The following is a 19625-nucleotide window of genomic DNA, read 5'->3' as shown; positions in this document are numbered from 1 at the left end:
GCTGGTGGGCGGATGGCTGGTCGGGCGGGGCGGGTCAGGAGGGGCGGAGGCCCGCGTGGGCGATCTCCAGGGTCTCCATCGCGGCCTGGGAGCTGGCGGGGTCGAAGGACGGGCCCTCCCAGCGCACCGGGACGATCCCCTGCACCTGCCAGCCGACGATCCGGCTCAGGTCCGGCCGCAGCGCCACGATCTCGCCGTCCTTCGGCTCGACCTTCCGGACGATCTCGGCCAGCCAGCGGGCGATCTTGGTGGTGTCCGCGGTGACCGCGCGGCTCAGCGTGATGTTCGACCAGGTGATGCGGCCCGGGAGCTGCCAGGCGAAGCCGTTGTTGCCGCCCTCCGCGTACTGCTCGATCTCCACCTGGGCGCCGAGTCCCGAGCAGGTGGTGAACTCGCCCAGGTCGTTGCCTCCGATGGTCAGACTGAAGAACACACTGGACGCGAAGATGTTGTCGGTCATCGGTTCCGCTCCCTGCTTCCGGTCACGTCGCTGCGGCCTGTTGTCGGCCGTCCGCCTTGGTCCACCCTCTGGTCCGCGCGCTGGTCCGCGTCGCGGTCCGGCTCAGCGGCGCATGTCGTACGGCTTGCCGCTGCGCTCCCGGCCCCTGCGCAGTTCGGTGCGCAGCAGCCGGCCCACCGGTTCGACCAGGCGCCGGGCCAGTTCGTCGAGGTCGGAGGGGTCGGCGTGCGGCCCGGCGGGTGGTCCGCCTGGGGCCTTCGTCGATGACGAGGCGGGGGCGTGCGCGGCGGGCGCGTGCCCGGCGGCCGCGTTCGCCGCGGGCGCGGCGGCCCTCGGTGATCCGGCGAGCTGCACGGTGGTGGGCGTGCGCGCGGGCACGGCGGTCAGCGGCACCCCGGTCAGGCCCGCCTGCTCGGCCACCTGCTGCAACAGCCGTGCGGTGGCGGGCGAGGACGGGCCGGTGGCGGCGTGGCCGGCCGACAGGGCCCGGGACACCACGGGCGCGGGTGCGGTGGCGCGTTGCAGAGCCGCCGGGGCCACCGGAGCCGCCGTGGCCGCCGTGCCCGGGATGGCGGGCGGCAGTGCCGGGGCCGGCTGCGGGGGCCGGGAGGTGGCCGGGAGGCGCTGGACGGACGGGGCCGGTACGGGCTTGAGGCGGACCACCGGCGGGGCGGGGGCGGCCGCCGTGGCGGACGGCGAACCGGAAGCACCGGGGATGCCCGGGATGCCGGAGATACCGGGGCTCGGGCGCCCTGGGGACGTCGGCGTGCCGGCGTGCCGGTACGGAGCGGGGCGGCCCGCGGGCGTGGCTGCGGCCTGCGGCGGCGCCGGGACACTCACCGTCGGTGCCCCCACGCGGAGTCGGCCGGGTGCGGATGCGCCCGGGGCGGCGGCGGAGGCCGCCGGGCCCGCGTGCGCCGACCCGGCCGCCGTCCGACCGGTCGCTCGTTCCGACGGGCGTCGGGAGAAGGCGCGTTGCACGGCGGCCACCACCCCGCGCGGCGCCTCGGCTGCGGACGGGCGGCTCGGCAGGGCGGCCGTCCCCGGGGCGCTGGGCCGTGCCGGAGCCGCCGGGGACCCCGGCTCCCCGGCGGCCGCGCGACCGGAACCGGCGGCCGGCGAGTGCCGGGTGCGTGAGCGCTGCGGGGTGGTCGCGGCCGCGGCCGGCGCGGCCGCCGACTCGCCGTCCGGACGGGACGCCAGCGCGTTGGGCCAGACGGCGGGGACCACGGGCCTGGCGGGCGCCTGGCGGGCGCCGACGGGTGCGGAGGTGGGGGCCGCGGGCGACGCCGGCGGGGCGGCCAGGGAGACCGTCATCCGTCGCTCGCCGAGCAACCCGCGCCGCCGGCCGGTGAGTTGGACGGCCCGCTGCACGCCGAGGCCGCCGGGGGCCGGACGCGCGGGGACCGTCACGGGAACCAGCGGGCCGCTGCCGCCTCCGGGCGCGGCGCCGGCGGGCCGGGTGCGGACGCCGGGAGCGATCGGGCCCCCGGCGGCGGTACCCGTCGTCCCCTGCGGGACGTCGGAGACCGGCGGGCGTCCGGCCGCCGGTCCTCGGTGGGCTCGGTCCGCGCCCGGGTGCGTGCTCCGGCCAGCGGCGGCCGCGGTGACCGGATCCGCCGATCGCCCGTCATCACCGGTCCGGGACGGGGAAGCGCTATCCGCCGGGCCGTCGCCGGGACGCCGGGCGGCACGCTGCACGGGCAGCCCTTCACCGGCCACCGGCGAGACGCCGACGGGAAGTGCGGCGGACGGCACGGCGGGAGCGGCGGCACCCGAGGCCGGGCCCGAGATCCGCCGCCGGACCGGTCGGTTCCCACCGAGCAGCGGAGCGGCGCCTCCCGCCACGGCCGCCGTCGGCGGCAGCGCGTCGAGCGGCGCGCCCAGGCCGCCGCGCGTACGGGCGGTGGCCGGGTCGGGGTGTACCGGCGCGGCGCGTTCCGGAGTCGGCGCGGAGGAGGCTGCGGGCGTGGCGGACCCGGACGGCGCGCGCTGGACGGACGCGGCAGCGGTGGGCCCACCCCGGTGGGCCGGGGTCGAGGTCGGGGCCGAGGTCGGGGCCGGGGCCGGGGTCGGCCGGTCCGGCCGGACCGGCGCAGGGCGCTCGGGGGTCGGCGCGGAGGAGGCTGCGGGCGTAGCGGACCCGGACGGCGCGCGCTGGACGGACGCGCCGGCGGCGGATCCTCGATCGGGCCGGTGCGGGACCGGGCTGCCCGGTCCGCCGCCCGTACGGACGCGGCGGGTCTGAGACGAGGGCGAAGCCGAGGGCGAGGACGAGGACTGGGACGGAGACCCGGACGGTCGGACGTCGGCAGGTCCGCCCGGCTCCCGGCCGGTGGCCCCCGTGTCAGCGGGGACGACGGGCATCGCGGGCGCGGCGGGCGTCGCGGGCGCGCCCGAGGCGGTGCCGGAACGCTGGGGGCCGTCGGCAGCCACCGGAGTGGCGCTCGCGGGCAGCGCGGTCAACGGCGCGCCGAGGACCGGGCGGGCGGGCCCGGCGGTACCGGGCCCGGCCGTGCCGGGCCCGGCGGCGCGCTGGACCACTCCGTCGCCCGGACCGTTCGACGTGGGCGCGGAGGTGCCGGCCACGCCCGGCGCCGTCCGTACGGCGGTCTCGGGGCTCGTGGGCGGGCGGAGCGTGGTGCGGGCCGGTTCTTCCGTCGCCGTCACCACCACCGCCACCGTCGCCGAACCGGGCTGCGGCATCTCCGTGGCCCGGCTCGGCCCCGGGACCGCAGCCACCGGCCGCACGGGCAGCGACCGGGGCCGCCGCGCCACGACCAGCGGGGCGCCGACGGACCGCGGACGCACCGGACGGTCGGCCCGCACCACCGCGTCGTTCCGGCGTGGGGAGGCGGTGCCCGCACCGGGCGCCGCCTCGGCGGGCGCCGACACGCCTCGCGCCGCCGCACCGGAGGCCCCGGCAGCGGGCGCCGGGGCAGCGGGCACCGGCGCAGCGGGCCTCGTCGCCGCAGGCTGCGGCGAACTCCCCTTCTTCTCCTCTGACTTCACCCCGCCAGCACCGGACGCACCGGGATTCGACTCCACACGGTCCGCCCCGCCCGCACGCGCCGGGCGCGGGCCCGACCGCACCGGAAGCCGCCGCATCCGGACGGACCGCTGGACCGGCCGGGCCTGCCGCGACGAGCCCGCCCGGTCGTCCGCCGAGGGCTCCTCCGCCCCGGGCTCCGCCGGGAGGGCAGGCACGACGAGCTCGTTCCCGCCCGTGAGCACCGGGGAGGGCGAACCCGGCCGCGCGACCGCCCGCAGGATGCCCGCCGGGGCGGTCGGCAGGACCGCGTGGCCGAGCGGGCCGCACAGCGACGGGTCCTGCCAAGCGGTGAGTCGGGACCGGAACTTCAGGCCGTCGCTGACGCCGTGGGCCGGCCCGGCCAGGGTCGGGACCAGCGGCGCGACCGCGCGCCATCCCCCGTCCGCGCCCGCCGGACGCCGCCGAGCGGCCTCCGCACCACCGGAAGCACCACCGGAAGCACCACCGGAAGCACCAGCGGAAGCACCTCCCGAAGCGCCACCGGCGGATGCACCGGAAGCGCTGCCGGACACCGCGCCGGAAGCACCCGAACCGGAAGCACCCGCACCCCCGGCCTCGCCGCCCCTCCGGCGGCCGATCCAGTCCCGAAGCCCCACCCGGCTCACCCGCCTTCGCTGATGCGGGTGTTGAGCCGGGCGATCTCCCTGACCCACTGCCCGCGTTCGCGGTGGGTCAGGTCGAGGATGTCCTCCCGCTGCCAGTGGAAGTGGTAGGCGATGTACGCGATCTCCTCGTACAGCCGAGCAGGCGCGTACGTCACGATTCCCCCAGGCGCCCACCGGCGAGGTCGACCTCGAAGGCGCCGTCGCAGTGCGGGCAGGTCACCGCGGCGCGCGTGTGGCCCTCGCTGTTGATCCGCTGGTAGAGGTCCTGGAGGAAGGCCACGTCGGTGGCGTACATCCGCTCGACGACCCCGGCGTGCACGTCGGTGATGTCGCCCAGCCTGGTGATGACGTGGCTGAGCAGCACGACGCTGAGGTAGGCCGGGTTCTCCTTGACCCGCAGGTCGATCTGCGGCATCAGTTCGTCGCGGGCGGTGGCCAGGCGCATGGCACCGTGCCGGTGCACGGTGCCCTCGTCGTCGACGTACCCGAGCGGCAGCTCGAACTCGAACTCGGTGTGCGGCGCCCGGCCCCGGGGCTGGGCCGCGGCCGCCGGGGCCTGCTGCTGGGGCGCGGTGTGCTGCGGGGCCGGAGCCCCTTCCAGCAGCTCCTCCAGGCCGATCTTCCTCCTCACTCGACCGAGATCTCCTCGAACACGATGGTCACGGTCTCGGTGGCGGCGCTGGACTCGCCGGCACTGAGGGTCGGGCCCTCCCAGCGGCTCGCCCAGGCGTTGAGCAGCTGGATGCGCCGCAGGGTGGCACCGGTGGTGTCCTTGACCTCGATGGTGAGGTTCTGCCGCGCGGTGTTGATCGCCCCGTTGTTGAGGGTCTCCTTGATCCAGTCCGTGAACGCGCCGCTCTTGTCCAGGCCGCGGGTGATGGTCACCTCGCCGGGGAGCCGGGCGCCGGGCTGCTTGCGGACGATCAGTTTGCCCTCTTGGGTCACCTGCTTGTACTCGACGACGTCCTGTTCCACCGTCAGGTTGCTGATCTCCTTGACGGACTCGACGTTGTAGCCGCCGAGTTGGACGCCGAATATGTGTGTGGAGAGCGGATCGCCTTCAGCCATGGGTTTGTGTCACCTTCCGATGCGAGGGGTGCCGAGGGGTGGTGCCGACCGGGCCGGTCACTCGTTGACGAGGCTCGTGCTGTCGGAGAACTGGGACAGCCGGAACACCACGAACTCCGCGGGCTTCACCGGGGCGACGCCGATCTCGCAGATCACCTGGCCGAGGTCGATGGACTCCGGCGGGTTGTTGTCGCGGTCGCACCTGACGTAGAAGGCCTCGGCCGCGGTCTGGCCGAACAGGGCCCCGCGCCGCCACTCCTCGGTGAGGAACGCGGTGATGTTCCGGCGGATGCTGGACCACAGCCGGTCGTCGTTGGGTTCGAAGACGACCCACTGGGTCCCCAGGAGGATGGACTCCTCCAGGTAGTTGAACAGCCGGCGCACGTTCAGGTAGCGCCACGCGGGGTCGGAGGACAGGGTGCGCGCGCCCCAGATCCGGATGCCGCGCCCGGGGAACGCCCGTACGCAGTTGACGCCGATCGGGTTCAGCAGGTCCTGCTCGCCCTTGCTGAGGCGGAGCTCCAGGTCCACCGCGCCGCGGATGACCTCGTTGGCGGGCGCCTTGTGCACGCCGCGCTCGGCGTCGCTGCGCGCCCACACCCCGGCGGCGTGCCCGCTCGGCGGGACCAGCACGTTGCGGCCGCTCGCCGGGTCGAACACCTTGATCCACGGGTAGTAGAGCGCGGCGTAACGGGAGTCGAAGCCCGCCTCGGCGGTGCGCCACGTGCGCATCTGCTGGGCGTTCAGGCCGGGCGGCGGGTCCAGGACGGCGATCCGGTCGCCCATCTGCTCGCAGTGCGACATCAGCGCGAGCTGGACGGTGCGCAGGCCCTCCTTGTCGAGGTCGCCGCGCTGGTAGGCGCTCATCAGGTCGGGCACCGCGACCATGGTGATCTCGTCGATCGCCTCCAGGCCGCCGAAGCCCGTCCGGGCGGCGGCGTCGCCGATGTACTCGGCGGGGTCCAGCCGGCCGGCCGGGGCCGGCGCCGCGGGCGCGGCGGCCAGCGCGTGGGTGCGGCGCTCGGGGCGGCTCGGCACGGTGCCGGGCTGCTCGGCGACGGCGACCAGCTTGGACTCGCGCAGCTGGGTGAGGACGTAGCCCTTGGTGCTCTTGCGGGTCGACACGTCGTACGTCTCGACGACCTCGGCGCCCCGGCGCACCAGCAGCCGGAAGCGGTCCTCGGGGACGTTCTCCCCCTCCGGGTCGGCGACCTCGACGGAGACCTCGCCGCCCGCGCCGGGCAGGGCGGTGAAGAGGAAGCCGGCGATCTCGACGGGCGGGGCCGCGGTGACGGCGGGCGCGGCGCCGGGCGGGCGCCGGGCCGGGTCGCCGACCCGCACCACGTAGGCGGAGCCGCCGCCGTTCGCGAAGAAGCCGTACACCGAGTGCGCCAGGTAGGAGCCCTCGGTGAAGCTTCCGAACCGCTGGACGTACTGGTCCCAGTTGGTCACCAGCGTGGGCTCGTGGAAGGGCCCGGTCGCGGCGCAGCCGACGAAGGCGGCGACGGCCGTGCCGACGCCCTCGATCGGCCGGGCACCGGACTGGACCTCCTCCACGTACACGCCCGGGGTGAGGTACGACGGCATACGCGCTCCTTCGGCTGGCCATGCATTTCGCCGGTCATTCGCCCCCGAGTCTGCTGCCCGGGGCCCACCGGGGAACATGTCCGCAGGTCCCGGACCGGGGGCAGCGACCGCTGCCCCCGGCGGACACCCCGGTACGCACCCACCGGTGCCCCGGACGCCACTGGAACCGCGGGAGCCCCCACCGTCCCGGGAGCCTCCGGCGTCCTGGAGGCCCCGGCGGCCCCGGGAGCGCTCAGCCGTGCCCGGCGTCCCCGAGGACGCCCAGCCAGGGCCCGAACTCGTTGGCCAGCACCAGCCGCCCGAGCTTGCGGTACTCGCCGACCACCGCGGCGACCAGCTGCGCCATGCCCAGCGGGGTGCCCTCCCCGGCGGCCAGGTAGGCCGCGGAGACCGCGCAGGCCCGGATGGAGCCGCCGGCGAGCTCGAAGTTCCGGGCGCAGAAGTCCAGGTCGAGGTCGTCGCCACGGGGCACCAGCGGCCCCAGGCAGCGGTCCCACAGCAGGCGCCGCTGCTCCTCGTCCGGCAGCGGGAACTCCGCGATGACGTCCAGCCGCCGGGTGAACGCCTCGTCGAGGTTGGCCCGCAGATTGGACGTCAGCACGGCGATCCCGTCGAAGGACTCCATCCGCTGGAGCAGGTAGGCCGTCTCCACGTTGGCGTGCCGGTCGTGGGCGTCCTTGACCTCGGAGCGCTTGCCGAACAGCGCGTCCGCCTCGTCGAACAGCAGGACGCCGTTCACCTGGGCGGCCTCGGTGAAGATCCGTTCCAGGTTCTTCTCGGTCTCGCCGATGTACTTGTCCACCACGGTGGAGAGGTCCACCACGTACAGCTCCATGCCGAGTTCGGCGGCGACCACCTCGGCCGACATGGTCTTGCCGGTGCCGGACTCCCCGGCGAACAGGGCGATCACCGCGTTCCCCCGGCCGCCGCCCGGGCGCATCCGCCAGCGCCCGAGGACCTGGTCGCGGTGGCGGGCCCGCAGCACGAGTTCGCGCAGCCGGCCGGCGGTGGGGGCGGGCAGCACCAGGTCGGACCAGCCGACCGCGGGCTCGATCCGGCGGGCGAGCCGGGCCAGGCCGGCGGCGTTCTGCGCGCGCACCGCCGTCCGCAGGTCCTCCGCCCGCACCGGGCGCCGCTCGGCGGCCGCCGTCCGGGCCGCCACCGAGGCGGCCCGCGCCAGCTGGTCCTGGTCCAGCCGGTAGGCGGCCACCCCCTCGGCGAGTTCCTCGCTCAGCTCCTCGTTCAGCGCGCGGGCCCACTGCTCGGCGCGCTCGCCGGCGTCCGGCGGCGGGACGGTGACCACCACCGGGCTCTGCGCCGCCCAGGCCGGGTCCCACACCTGCGGGCCGTGCACGACCAGCGGGACGTCGGCGAGTTCCGCGCACAGCTCGCGCAACAGCGCGGCCCGCTCCGGCCGTTCGGGCTGGAGCCGGTCCAGCGGGCCGAGCACCACGCCGCCCCCGCCCAGCCGCGCCTCGCGGGCGAGCACCCGTACGGTGCCCTCCGGCGGGCGGGCGGCGAGCGCGGCGGGGTCGACCACCAGGGGCGGCGGGCCGTCGGCCCCGAGGGCTGCCACCGCGAGCGCGCCGGCGTGCCCGCCGCGGTCCAGCAGGTGCACCAGGCCGCCGACGGCGACCAGCGCGCGCAGCCGCTCGTCGGCCTCCCGCTCGTCGGGCCGCGTCGGATCGGTCCGCCCCGGATCGGGCCGCCGCTGGTCCGGCCGCCGGGGGCCGGGTTCGGCGCGGTGGGCCAGCCCGGCGAGCGCGCCGTCCGGCTCGTCGTCGCCGAGCAGATGGGCCGTCACCCGGTCCGGGACCCGCAGGGTCCGGGAGAGCAGCGGGCGGTCCGGCTCGGTGACCTCCAGCAGGCCGCCGGCGATCAGCGGGGCCCGGGTGGAGAAGCGGAAGCGCCCGGCGCCGGCCCCCGGCTGTCCGCACAGTTCCAGGGCGAGGCCGACGGTCGCCCGGCGGCGGGTCAGGTCGTCGTTGAGGTAGCCGTAGAGCTGTTCGAAGCGGGGGTCGAGGTCGGGGGCGAGCGCCACCAGCAGCAGGTCGAGGTCCAGCGGGAGCAGCCCGAAGGCGGCGCTGAGCCGCCCGAGCCGGGAGCCGGGCGGCGGCGCGGGGCCGTCGCCGGGGTCCGCGGTCCCGCGGTGCGCCGTAGCGGCGGCCGCCAGGATGCGGTCCACGGCCTCCGGCCCGAGGTACTGGCCGCGGTACGGGTCGTCCGGGTCGGGGTCGTCGGCCCGGCGTTCGCGCACCGCCTCGCGGACCCGCTGTTCGACCCGCCGCAGCCGCTCCCAGAGGTGGTCGGAACTCGGCGGGGCACCGTTCACCGCCTGGTCGGGGCTCGGCGGGGCACCGTTCACCGCCTGGTCGAGGTCCAGGGTCATCGCGCCCTGCCCCGGGGCCGGCGGCCGGGCGGCAGCCCGCGTTCCCGGGGCGCGGCGAAGCCGTCCGGCCCGGGGTCGGCGGTGCCCTGGTAGCGCAGTCGGCGGCCCGGGCCGTCGGCGGACGGCAAGTTGTCCCGGGTGGTGTCGCCGGCGTGCAGCACCAGCCCCTCGGTGACCGGCGGTCCGGCGGGGGCACGCTCGCCGGGCAGCGGGGCGAGCACCCGGAGGTCGACCGACGGCCGCAGCTCCCCGCCGAGCGAGGACCAGACGTCGGAGACCGACGGCAGGCCGGTGTCCTGCCCCGCGATGTCCAGCGCGACGGTCAGTCCGAGCTCGGCGAGCGAGCCGGTGAGCAGCCCGGCGGGCAGCGTGTCGGTGGCGGTGAGGCACTGCAGCACCTCGGCCAGCAGCCGGTGTTCGTCCTGCGGCCGGTTGGTCCAGGCGGTGACCAGGTAGGCCAGTTCGAACCAGCGGGGCGCCGGGCGCCGGCCGGTCACCATGCCGTCCGCGTCGTACTCCGCGACGGTGCCGCTCTGCCGGCGGCCGGTGTCCTCGCGGAGCCCGTAGAGGAAGACGCTGACCGTGGGCGCGTTGCGGCGGGCGGCGAAGTCCCGGGTGGGGGCGTCGAAGACCACCTCGATCCCGCGCTCGGTCAGGCCGGTCCCGGTGAGCAGTCGCCGCAGTGCCTCGTCGACTTCGTGGATCACCGCCGCTCCACCTCCCCAGGCGGGCCGATGCTGCCCTCGACGACGAGGAAGGGGCAGGTCACCGGGGAGAATCCGGGGCCCTCGGCGGTGATGGTGCGCGGGCCCGTCTCGTCCTTGGGGAGGATGAGCAGCTGCCCGGCGAAGGTCCCGTCGGCCTTCGGGCGGGTGGGCGCGGCGGCGGCGGTGATGCCGGGCTGCCAGGTGAAGCGGACCGGCGCGCCGGGCGGGAAGTCCACCCCGCGTACGGAGGTCACGAAGCCGGGCTTGCCGATCGGCGGCACCGCGACGATGCGGGGCTGGAGGATGCGCAGCGGGGTGCTCGCCCGGTGCGGTCCCGGGGCGGCGTCGGTGCCGGTGGTGGTCAGCTCGGCGGTGACGACGGTGTCCAGCGCCGCCACGGGCGAGAGCACCACCCGGATCACCGCGCTGCGGCCGGGGGCCAGGTCGCTCACGGTGCAGGTGCCGTTGCGGCAGCCGGGGGGCAGGGCCCCGGTGGGCACTCCGGCGGGCAGGCCGAGGGTGAGGCGCAGGCCGGTGGCGAGGGCCTGGCCGGTGTTGCGCACCGTGTAGCTGACGGTCACGTGGCCGCCGACGTAGCCGGGGTTCGGCTGGGCGTCGACCGTGACGCCGGGGCCGGCCTGCGGCGGGGGTGCGGGCGCCGGGGGCGGTGGCGGCGGCGGTGCGGGGGTGGGCGTCGCGGTGGTGGGCGTCACGGTGGGTGTGGGTGTGGGTGTGGGTGTGGGGGTGGGCGTCGGTGTCGGGGTCGGGGTCGGTGACGGCGTGGCGGTCGGTGACGGGGTGGGCGTCGGCGAGGGGGTCGACGGCTCCAGCACCGGCAGGAAGGTCCGGGCGGAGTCGTCGTCGGGGTTCGGGTCGACGACCGTCCCGGTGACGCTCCAGCCGAAGTCCGGGTAGCCGGGCCGGGTGCCGATCAGGGTGGCCGTGATCCGGATCACCGCGCGCGGTGCCATGGTGCCGAGTTCGCAGCGCAGCGCCGCGGCGTCGCACGATCCGGTCGGGGTGGTCAGCCTGCCGAGCCGGGCGCCGTTCGGCACCGAGACGGTGAGGGCGGTGCCGGGCGAGGGTGCGGGGCCCTTGTTGGTGACGGTGACCGTCACGTCGGTGCTGCCGTCGACGGGGACGGCCGGGGTCCGTTCGGGCACGCTGACCGCCAGGTCGACGGACTGCTGGACGGCCGGCTCCTTCTGGCGGCCCGGCAGCCGCCAGTCGAGCTCGGTGAGCTTGGCGGTCGCGAAGTCGTAGACCTTGATGCCCTCCGGTGAGCTCGGCGGGGCGGCCCGGCGGGAGGTCATCAGCAGCTGGGCGCTGTTCGCCGTCCAGGCGACGTCGCGGGGCTGGAAGGGCCCGCTGGTGGGGCGTTCGGGCAGCGGCCGGGTGCAGGCGCCCTGGCCGAGCCCGGCGGGCACGATCACCGTGCAGTCGGCGCCGGTCGGGGTGGTGACCACCACGCCGTCCTGGTGGTTGTTCCCGCCGTCACCGGCCTTGCGGTTGAAGGCGATGCGACGGCCGTCGGGGGCGAAGGCGGGGCTGTCGTCGATGACGTCGCAGCTGCCCGGGCAGGCCGTCCGGCTGAGGTCGCTCTGCCGGGTGAGGTCGTCGGCGGCGACGGTCCAGACGTGCAGGTTGCCGGCGTTGCCGTCGACCACGGCCGTCCGGGAGAAGGCGATCAGCTTTCCGTCGGGGGACCAGAACGGCTGGCCGTCGGAGGCGTCCGACTGACCGGCCGGCGGCCGGACGGTGCCGACGATCCTCCCGGTGGCCACCTCGGCGATCAGGACGCGCCCGGGCCGGGCCGGCTGCCCGCCGGTGGCCGGGGTGCTGCGGCTGAACACGATCAGCCGGCCGTCCGGGGAGAGGGACGGGTCGGTGTCCCGGTCGTTCCGGCCGCGCCCGGCGAGGTCCATGGGGTGCGGGTTCGCCCCGTCGGCGTCGGCGAGCCAGATCCGCTGGATCCGCCCGGCGGGCCCGTCCTCGTAGCGGGTCACCACGATCTGCCGGCCGTCGGGGGTGTAGGTCTGGCGCTCGTACCACGGGTCGAAGCCGGGGCGTGGGTGGAACAGCGGGTCGGCGGCCGGGTCGGTGCTGGCGTTGCTGTCGGCGGCCGGGTCCTCGCGGAGCACGCTGATGCCGAGGTCGCGCGGGTCGGACCCGTCGGGGCGCATGTCCTGCACGTCGGCGACGTTGGCGCCGGAGGCGCTGGTCTGCTCGACGACGGGGCCGCCCTCGTTCTGGGTGCCCAGCCAGGCCGGTGTGGCGATCAACCGGTTGGTGCGGTAGAGCAGACGGGGCGCGTCGCAGTTGCAGGTCAGCGCGCGGTAGAGGTTCACCACCGGCGGCTGGGCCGGGTCGGGCTGCGGGCTCGGGTTGTTGGGGTCGAGCAGGTCGGCGCTGAGGAAGAGCACGCCGCTGCCGTCGGCCATCCACGCGGCGGAGCCGGTCTTCCAGGTGGAGCCGGTGCCGGGGAAGAACGCCTTGTCGCCGCCGGTGGGCGAGGTGAGCATCAGGGTCCGGCCCTGGTCGCGCCGGTCCCAGGTGTAGACGATCTCGTTGCGGTGGGCGTCGTCGTTCACCGGGTTCCAGGTCGGGTCGACCGCGTCCCCGTCGGTCACGTTGGTGACCTTCACCGGTGCGCCGCCTTCGAACGGCCGCAGGTAGATCTGACGGTGGTCCGGTTCGCCGTCGCAGGAGTACGCGATCCACTTGCCGTCGGGCGAGACCGTCGGGTGGGTCTCGTCGGCGGCGCCCTCGGTGATCCGGCGCAGTCCGCTGCCGTCCCGGTTGACGGCCCACAGCACGTGCTGGGGCTTGCTGTCGCCGCCGCGGTCCTCCAGCGCCTCGAAGACGACGCCCTTGCCGTCCGGGGCGAGGGCGGGGTGGGAGGTGTCCATGCCGGTGGTGAGCCGGTGCACGGCGCCGGCCGCGTCGCGCAGGTAGACCTGGGGCAGCGGCCCGTCGCGCAGGCTGGTGAAGACCAGTTCGTCGCCGCGGGCCGAGGGGTCGCGGTCGAAGTGGACCGGGCCGGGCCCGAACAGCGGGGTGCTGGACTCCGTGCCGGTCACCTTGCCGAGGCCGCGGTGGTTGGTGCCGGCGTAGACGATCCGTCCGGCCGCCGGGTCGACGGCGGCCACCGGGGCCGCGCTGCCCGGCCCGCCGGGGGCGGCGCCGGTCAGGGTCACCAGGGCCGCCGCGAACGCGAGCAGCACCGCGACGGCGGCTCGGGCCGGCCGCCGGACGGAGCGGGGGGTGGCGGAGGCGCCGATCACGCTCGACCTCACAGGTTGCAGGGGCGGTCTCCCCCGCAGTGTCCCCGCCCCGGCGGCCCGGCGGGAGAGCCCGGACACCCTCGGCGGGGGAAGCAACCGGTGTCCCCAAAGGGCAGACCGCCCGCCCCTCGCGCGGGAAGTCGGCCGGGCCGACTTCCCGCGCGACGCCGTCGGAGACGGTTTCCCGGCCTGGCGGCGGAGGGGTTCCTCGGCCGCCGGGCGTAGGTCCACCGCCCCATGCGCACCTTGAACAGGCTGTCTATCGTCGGCATTCGTGCAGAACACGGGGAACGGTCTCCGCCCGGCGGCGGAACGCAGGCGCGACACGCTCGAACGGCTCGTCACCGAGCGGGACGTCTGGGTGTCGACGGCGCATCCCGATCACGGGCCGCACCAGGTGCCGCTGTGGTTCCGGTGGGACGGGCGAGCGGTGTGGATGTGCACCAGCGCCGCTTCCCCGACTGCGCGGAACCTCCGCGTGGAGCCGCGCGTGCGTCTGGCGCTGCCCGACACCTTCGACGTGGTGCTCCTCCAGGGCGAGGCGGAATGCTTCCCGGACCAGGACGTGCCCGAAGACGCGGCGGAGGCGTTCGCCGCCAGGTTCGGGTGGGACCCGCGCGCGCAGGAGGGTTCCTTCCTGTACGTGCGCGTGGTGCCGGCGACCGTACGCGCCTGGCGCGGCGAGCCGGAGCTGCGCGGCAGGGTCATCATGCGCGACGGGGCGTGGCTGGACTGAACGGACGCCCGTCGCGACGGGGGCGGGAGGGGCGAGGCCGGTGCCTCCGAACGCCCCCCGCTCCCCGCTCCCCGTCCCGGCGGACCGGTTCCGCGGACCGGTTCCGCGGGTCGGCGGGGAAACCGGTCGCCCCGGCACGCGGAGGTCCGTATCGTCGCGCGCATGGAACTGCTCTCCGTCAATGTCGGCAGGCCCCGGCCCAACCCGTGGAAGGGCCTCCGTGCGACGGGCATCGACAAGCGGCCCGTCGACGGTCCGGTCGCCGTCATCGCCCCCGGGCCCAAGGGCACCGGCGAGGTCGGTCTCGTAGGCGACCGCGTCCACGACGTGATGCACCACGGCGGGCCGGATCAGGCCCTCTACGCCTACGCCCGCGAGGATCTCGACGGGTGGGAGGCCGAGCTGGGCAGGCCGCTGGCCAACGGCGTCTTCGGGGAGAACCTCACGACCCTCGGCCTCGACGTCAACGGCGCCCTGATCGGCGAGCGTTGGCGCATCGGGCCGGACGTGGTCCTGGAGGTGTCCTGCGCGCGGATCCCGTGTGCGACGTTCCAGGGATGGCTGGAGCGGGAGGGGTGGATCAAGCGGTTCACCCGAGCCGCGGTGCCGGGCGCCTATCTGCGCGTGATCGAGCCGGGAGACATCCGGGCTTCCGACCCCGTCGAGATCGTGCACCGGCCCGACCACGACGTGACCGTCGCCCTCGTGTTCCGCGCGACGACACTCGAACCGGACCTCCTGCCGCGGCTGCTGGTCGCCGACGCGCTGCCCGAGGAAATCAGGGAACTGGCCCGCAGGCGCACGGACTCGTAGCGGATCGATCCTTCCGCCCGCGCGGACCGGCAGTCGGGGAACGGGGCGTGATGCGCCCGGTCACGGCTCGACGGGCGCTCCCGCCACGGCCCCCAGCTCGACCAGTTGCGCCCTGCCGTTGCCCACCGACCAGTCGTCGAGGGCGTTCTCGGTGAGCGTGACGAACACGTCCTCGGGCCGCACGCCGGCCTCGGCCAGATTGGCCGCGAGCCGCCGGTACAGGTCGAGCTTGAGCTCCCGGGGCCGACCCGCCACCAGGGTGATCTGGACGCAGACGACGTCCCGGCGGGCCACGTCGAGGTAGTTCGGGTCGAAGACCAGCTCCTCGGGATCGTGCGGGGTGACGATCTGGAAGCGGTCATCGGCCGGGATGCCGACGGCGTCGACGAGGGCCTGGTGCACGGCGTCGGCGATCGCGCGTCGGACGGCGGGCGGCCGGTCGGTGGACAGGTCGATGCGGACCAGAGGCATGGGAACGCTCGCTTTCCGGGAGGACCCGACTACAGTGTTCGATGAACATCGACCACACCAGTGTACGACGACTGACGAACACTCAGCAGAGGACCGGCCCATGTCCGCCCGCACCCGCGGCCTCATCCACACCCATCCGGCCGAGGTGTCGCTCCAGGAGGCGCTCGACGCGGTCGGCGACCCCGTACGACGCACCATCCTCAGGGAGTTGGCCGGCGCCCCCGACTGGACCCGCGCCTGCGGCACGTTCGACCTTCCGGTGTCCAAGGCGACCCGCAGTCACCACTTCACCGTGCTGCGCGCCGCCGGCCTCGTCGAGCAGCGCGACGAGGGACCACGCCGGCTCAACCGGCTCCGCCGCCCCGAGTTCGACCGGCGCTTCCCCGGTCTCCTCGACCTGGTGCTGGCCGATTCCGCGACGGACCGCGGCGGTCCCGCGCGGTAGCCCGAGGGACCGCCGATGCCGCACGAGAAGTCGGCCGGGCCGACTTCTCGTGCACGCCCTGCTCCCAGCCGTCACTTCAGGAGGTTGCCGGGCTCGTCCAGCCAGGCCGTCTGGCCGGCCGGGGTCACCGTGAGCCCGTACCGCTCGTACCCGGGGCGCCCGGCGGACTCCCACCGGCGGTAGGCGCCCTCCACCTCGTCCCAGAGCCGGCGCGGCCCGGACTGCCGGACCTCGAACCAGGATTGCCCGGGCACGGAGTCCACGGTCGCCCAGGAGGTGACGGCCGTGTCGAACAGCCACCACGTCCAGCCCTCGCCGAAGCCGTTGCGCCGGTAGTACACGTCCGGCAGGGCGAGGGCACAGGCGAACTGCGCCAACCAGTCGTCCCCGATAGCCTCGGGGTCGAGCTCCGTCCAGGACCGCCCGGAGTCCCCCGGCCACTCCCCCGGCAGGTAGTCGTCCACCGGGGCACCCTCGTAGCGCTGCTGTCGCAGCATCATGAACGCCGACGAGCGGGTGAACCGGCCGCTTCCCGTCCCCTCGCCGTCCACCCTGAGGCGGACCACCGCCCCGCCGCCCAGCAGTGGCGAGACGGGGCTGACGATCACCCCGCCCGGCCGGGTCTGGATCAGCCAGGCGGGCGGGATGTGCCGCACCGACACGGTGGAGACGATCCGGTCGTACGGAGCGCGCACGCCCCACCCGAGCGATCCGTCCCCGCACACGACCTCGGGCGTGTAGCCGGCACCGCGAAGTGCGGTGCGCGCCCGGGCGGAGACCCGGGCGTCCACCTCGACGGTGGACACCATCTCGGCGCCCAGGCGATGAGACAGCAGTGCCGCGTTGTACCCGGTACCTGTGCCGATCTCCAGCACCCGGTGACCGGGTTCCGCGCCCAGGTCGGCCAGCATCTCGACGACCACCGTGGGCATCGACGCCGACGACGTGGGCGTGCTGCGGGTCCCGTCGTCGGCTCCGTCGTCCCACTGCGTGGTGATCGGCAGATCGCTGTAGGCGAGCCGCAGCCACCGTTCGGGCTCCTCGGAGCGGGTGCACTCGGCGTCGCCGCCTCCCTCGTCCGCCCAGATGGTTTCCGGGAGGAACGCGTGGCGCGGGACGGCCGCCACGGACGGGGCCCAGTCCGGCGACAGGGACCCCTTCTCGGTCAGCGCGGCCACCAGCGCGGCCCGGCGCTCGTCGGGGCTCACTTCTTGTGCTTCGGGTCCGGGGCGGGCTTCTGGCTGTCCGACGACGGCTTCGGGCCGATCGACGATCCGCCGGGCTTGGCGTGCCCGGGGCTCCTGCCGTCGTTCGGGCCGCCCTTGTTCTCGTCACCCATGGACAAGGACCTCTCTTGGTTCGGTACTTCGGTGGGAGCAGGAAGTCGGCTGGGCCGACTTCCTGTGCGGGGCCTCAGGAGGCGGGTGGGCGGTCGCGGTTCCGATCGGGGGCGGCGGCGAGGTCCGGGCGGTGGGGCATCCGCAGGACGGCGGCCGCGCCGAGGCCGACGACGGCGATGGCGAGGAGCAGGAGGAGGGGAAGGGCGAAGCCGATCAGGAGTCGCACGGGACCCCGGCCTTCTCGTAGCCGTAGTGGCGGAGGATCGCGAGGAGGTTGAGCACGGTGCTCGCCGGAGCGGCGCCGAAGCGGACCAGGACGCGGCCGTCGACCACCCGGTCCGTGGCCAGGGCGGGCCAGAGAAGGCCGAACTTGCGGCCGCGCTCGTGGAGTTCGGCGAGGAGGGAGGCCACCTCCGGCTCGGTGTACGTGCGCATGACCGGATCGGCCGGCCCGGTCGGGCAGCGGTGGTCGGCGGTCACGCGGCCGAGTCCAGCTCGAACCAGCAGGACTTCCCGGACTTCCGGGGCTCCGTGCCGAAGCGGTCGGTGAGGGAGCGGACGAGGCGCAGGCCCCGGCCGGAGACCGCGAGGAGGTCGGAACCGTCGCGCTGGATCGGGAGGATGGGGCTCCCGTCGCTGACGGAGACCCGAAGGACGTGGTCGATCAGCGCGATGACGACGATCGGCGCCGCACTGCCGCCGTGACGCCAGGCATTGACGAAGAGTTCGAGGAGCGCGACCTCGGCATCGGCGACCAGGTCGGGCTTCCACCCGGCGCGCGCCGTGGCCTCGCGCAACTCCTCGCGCGCAGCCGACCAGTCAGGGGGGAGACCAAGGGGAGACACGAAGAAACCTCCGTGAGATTCGAGAGACAGCTCCAAGCGATTGATGCTCAGTCAGGAGAGTCGACTCGGAGCAGGATCGTGACGTGAGAACACAACACAGCGTTTGACGATTGCCGACTGTGAGCAGCTCGTCACAGACAGCATGAGGCCAGCGATCCATCTTTGGCAACTCGTCATGTGATTTTGGATATATTCAAACCAGACGCCCAGCCGATCCCTACAGTGGCCGTCGCCGGTGGCGAACGCGCCCACTGGCGAGGCAGACTGGTCCACTGAAGCTCAGAGAGGGCGGGGATGGCCGGAGCAACTGGTCCGACGGTTCGACGCAGGCAACTCGGGGCCGAGCTGCGCCGCAGGAGAGAGGAAGCCGGCCTCTCGCACGAGGAAGTCACCGAAGCGCTGAGCGGGATGAGTCAGCCAAAGCTGTCCCGCATCGAGAACGGCAGGGGCGCCACCAAGGTCGATGACGTCAGGCGACTCCTCGCCCTCTACCGCTGCGAGGACCACGAGTTGATCAACGCGCTCGTGGATCTGGCCAAACGAGGATCGCAGCGCGGCATGTGGTGGCAGAGCTACAGCGCTCACATCGGAGAGCCGCTCGGCGACCTCATCTCCTTGGAAGCGAGCGCCTCAACGATGCGCTCCTACGAAGGTTTCTTCATTCCGGGGCTTCTCCAGACTCCCGCCTACGCGCGCGAGATCATCAAGAAGCTCACCCTCCGCCCCGGAGTCAACGTCGAGGCCCTGGTCGACGTCCGCATGGCACGCCAGAGCGCACTGACCAGGTCAGAACCGCTGACGCTATGGGCAGTGATACACGAAGCCGCCATCCGGTCCGGAGTCGGCGGGCCGAAGCTCATGGCCGAGCAGCTCGCGCGGATCGCCGACCGAGCGACTCAACCCAACGTCAAGATCCAGGTGATGCCCATCGGTGCGCCCGCACACCATGGCATGGGCGGCGCCTTCTCCATCCTCGGATTTCCGCAACGGCAGGATCTCGACGTCGTCCTCGTAGAGGGCGCGTTGAACGACCTCTGGGTCGAGGACGCTGCCGATGTGGCGCTGTACACGGCGAAGTTCGACGCCATCCGAGCGGATGCTCTGGGCCTCGACGACTCCCTCACCCTGATCATCGAACAGAGAGACAAGCTCACATGACGTTCATTCCGAACGCAGGCGCCATCGCCGCAGTCTGGCGCAAATCATCACACAGCAACGAGTCCACGAACTGCGTTGAGTTCGCCCTGGGTGAGCCCATCTCCCACGTCCGCGACTCGAAGGACCCTTCCGGCCCGGCCCTGGCCTTCGACCGGGCGGCCCACTCCGCCTTCATCGCCGCCGTCGCCGCCGGGGAATTCGACTTCGGACTCCTCTAGCGGCTCCCGAGCGGTGCCTCGCCCGGCCCGGCGAGGCACCGCTTCCCGCTTCCTTTCCCCTATATCAGGCCGCGCCGCATGGAGTAGCCCACGACTGAAGCCTCTCCGTCGACTCCTTACTCACCTCCACCACCGCACAGGGAGACAGGATCAAGTGACCCAGCCGGCCTTCAGGAAATCGAGCTACAGCGGTGGCAACCAGAACTGTGTCGAGGTTGCCATGCCCAGCGGGCCGGTCTCGTACATCCGCGACTCGAAGGACCCTTCCGGCCCGGCCCTGGCCTTCGACCGGGCGGCCCACTCCGCCTTCATCGCCGCCGTCGCCGCCGGGGAGTTCGACTTCGATCTCCTCTGAGCGCTCCCCCGTGCACAGCGGTGGGGGGCCCCGCCCCGGGGGGGGCCCCCCGCCCCCATCCGATACGTGCCCCAAATTTTGGCGGCCCCCCG

21 protein-coding genes are annotated in these 19625 nt (G+C 74.6%); 6 read left to right on the top strand and 15 right to left on the bottom strand.

The window, feature by feature from the left end:
- Positions 1-34: 34 nt before the first annotated feature.
- From ACFY0X_RS23785 to ACFY0X_RS23745, 9 genes are all read right to left on the bottom strand, one after another.
- On the bottom strand, positions 35-460 hold the full coding sequence (locus ACFY0X_RS23785) for a phage tail protein (RefSeq protein ID WP_387757304.1): 426 nt from the start codon (positions 458-460) through the stop codon (positions 35-37).
- A gap of 102 nt (positions 461-562) precedes the next feature.
- Entirely contained in the window at positions 563-1873 is a 1311-nt protein-coding gene (locus tag ACFY0X_RS23780; protein ID WP_387757302.1) for a hypothetical protein, read from the bottom strand.
- 2240 nt (positions 1874-4113) lie between these two features.
- Positions 4114-4272: a DUF6760 family protein gene (locus ACFY0X_RS23775; RefSeq protein ID WP_181970396.1), complete on the bottom strand. Its 159-nt coding sequence runs from the start codon at positions 4270-4272 to the stop codon at positions 4114-4116.
- Complete coding sequence (locus tag ACFY0X_RS23770; RefSeq protein ID WP_387757301.1) at positions 4269-4748, bottom strand: hypothetical protein; 480 nt, start codon at positions 4746-4748, stop codon at positions 4269-4271. Before ACFY0X_RS23770 ends, ACFY0X_RS23775 begins: the two co-directional genes overlap by 4 nt.
- Complete coding sequence (locus tag ACFY0X_RS23765) at positions 4745-5185, bottom strand: phage tail protein (protein WP_049660364.1); 441 nt, start codon at positions 5183-5185, stop codon at positions 4745-4747. The genes ACFY0X_RS23770 and ACFY0X_RS23765 overlap by 4 nt, the downstream gene beginning before the upstream one ends.
- 57 nt (positions 5186-5242) lie before the next feature.
- Entirely contained in the window at positions 5243-6772 is a 1530-nt protein-coding gene (locus tag ACFY0X_RS23760; protein ID WP_387757300.1) for a phage tail sheath family protein, read from the bottom strand.
- A 232-nt stretch (positions 6773-7004) separates the two neighbouring features.
- Positions 7005-9161, bottom strand: coding sequence for an ATP-binding protein (locus tag ACFY0X_RS23755; RefSeq protein ID WP_387757298.1), 2157 nt, complete (start codon positions 9159-9161; stop codon positions 7005-7007).
- Entirely contained in the window at positions 9158-9868 is a 711-nt protein-coding gene (locus ACFY0X_RS23750; protein WP_387757297.1) for a DUF4255 domain-containing protein, read from the bottom strand. Before ACFY0X_RS23750 ends, ACFY0X_RS23755 begins: the two co-directional genes overlap by 4 nt.
- On the bottom strand, positions 9865-13164 hold the full coding sequence (locus ACFY0X_RS23745; RefSeq protein WP_387757296.1) for a hypothetical protein: 3300 nt from the start codon (positions 13162-13164) through the stop codon (positions 9865-9867). The genes ACFY0X_RS23750 and ACFY0X_RS23745 overlap by 4 nt, the downstream gene beginning before the upstream one ends.
- Positions 13165-13426: 262 nt before the next feature.
- On the opposite strand from ACFY0X_RS23745, the gene ACFY0X_RS23740 reads away from it, so the two are divergent.
- Both ACFY0X_RS23740 and ACFY0X_RS23735 read left to right on the top strand, forming a co-directional pair.
- Positions 13427-13888 (top strand): pyridoxamine 5'-phosphate oxidase family protein, encoded by a 462-nt coding sequence (locus tag ACFY0X_RS23740; protein ID WP_387757294.1) that lies wholly within the window; start codon positions 13427-13429, stop codon positions 13886-13888.
- Between the two features lie 162 nt (positions 13889-14050).
- Positions 14051-14701 carry an MOSC domain-containing protein gene (locus tag ACFY0X_RS23735; RefSeq protein ID WP_387757292.1) on the top strand — a complete coding sequence of 217 codons (651 nt, stop codon included), beginning with the start codon at positions 14051-14053 and terminating at the stop codon, positions 14699-14701.
- A gap of 60 nt (positions 14702-14761) precedes the next feature.
- On the opposite strand, the gene ACFY0X_RS23730 is transcribed toward ACFY0X_RS23735, so the two are convergent.
- Entirely contained in the window at positions 14762-15172 is a 411-nt protein-coding gene (locus ACFY0X_RS23730; RefSeq protein WP_387757290.1) for a tautomerase family protein, read from the bottom strand.
- A 100-nt stretch (positions 15173-15272) separates the two neighbouring features.
- Here ACFY0X_RS23730 and ACFY0X_RS23725 point away from each other — a divergent pair, with 100 nt between their 5' ends.
- Complete coding sequence (locus ACFY0X_RS23725; protein WP_387757289.1) at positions 15273-15617, top strand: ArsR/SmtB family transcription factor; 345 nt, start codon at positions 15273-15275, stop codon at positions 15615-15617.
- Positions 15618-15688: 71 nt separating this feature from the next.
- On the opposite strand, the gene ACFY0X_RS23720 is transcribed toward ACFY0X_RS23725, so the two are convergent.
- The 5 genes from ACFY0X_RS23720 to ACFY0X_RS23700 form a co-directional block, all read right to left on the bottom strand.
- Positions 15689-16825 carry a methyltransferase domain-containing protein gene (locus tag ACFY0X_RS23720; protein WP_387757287.1) on the bottom strand — a complete coding sequence of 379 codons (1137 nt, stop codon included), beginning with the start codon at positions 16823-16825 and terminating at the stop codon, positions 15689-15691.
- The gene (locus tag ACFY0X_RS23715; RefSeq protein ID WP_387757286.1) at positions 16822-16956 is read right to left on the bottom strand and encodes a hypothetical protein; all 135 of its coding nucleotides are present in this window, start codon (positions 16954-16956) and stop codon (positions 16822-16824) included. Before ACFY0X_RS23715 ends, ACFY0X_RS23720 begins: the two co-directional genes overlap by 4 nt.
- A gap of 74 nt (positions 16957-17030) precedes the next feature.
- The gene (locus tag ACFY0X_RS23710) at positions 17031-17183 is read right to left on the bottom strand and encodes a hypothetical protein (RefSeq protein WP_387757284.1); all 153 of its coding nucleotides are present in this window, start codon (positions 17181-17183) and stop codon (positions 17031-17033) included.
- Complete coding sequence (locus ACFY0X_RS23705) at positions 17171-17437, bottom strand: hypothetical protein (RefSeq protein WP_387757282.1); 267 nt, start codon at positions 17435-17437, stop codon at positions 17171-17173. Before ACFY0X_RS23705 ends, ACFY0X_RS23710 begins: the two co-directional genes overlap by 13 nt.
- Positions 17434-17802: an ATP-binding protein gene (locus ACFY0X_RS23700; protein WP_387757281.1), complete on the bottom strand. Its 369-nt coding sequence runs from the start codon at positions 17800-17802 to the stop codon at positions 17434-17436. Before ACFY0X_RS23700 ends, ACFY0X_RS23705 begins: the two co-directional genes overlap by 4 nt.
- A 294-nt stretch (positions 17803-18096) precedes the next feature.
- Between ACFY0X_RS23700 and ACFY0X_RS23695 the strand changes: the two genes are divergently transcribed.
- From ACFY0X_RS23695 to ACFY0X_RS23685, 3 genes are all read left to right on the top strand, one after another.
- Entirely contained in the window at positions 18097-18960 is an 864-nt protein-coding gene (locus tag ACFY0X_RS23695) for a helix-turn-helix domain-containing protein (protein WP_387757280.1), read from the top strand.
- Positions 18957-19178, top strand: a complete 222-nt coding sequence (locus ACFY0X_RS23690; protein ID WP_387757279.1) for a DUF397 domain-containing protein — start codon at positions 18957-18959, stop codon at positions 19176-19178. The genes ACFY0X_RS23695 and ACFY0X_RS23690 overlap by 4 nt, the downstream gene beginning before the upstream one ends.
- A gap of 154 nt (positions 19179-19332) precedes the next feature.
- On the top strand, positions 19333-19533 hold the full coding sequence (locus ACFY0X_RS23685; RefSeq protein WP_387757277.1) for a DUF397 domain-containing protein: 201 nt from the start codon (positions 19333-19335) through the stop codon (positions 19531-19533).
- Positions 19534-19625: the final 92 nt, after the last annotated feature.

This window comes from Kitasatospora sp. NPDC001547, from assembly GCF_042894165.1.
GTDB lineage: Bacteria > Actinomycetota > Actinomycetes > Streptomycetales > Streptomycetaceae > Kitasatospora.
This window is presented reverse-complemented; position numbering and strand designations above follow the sequence as displayed.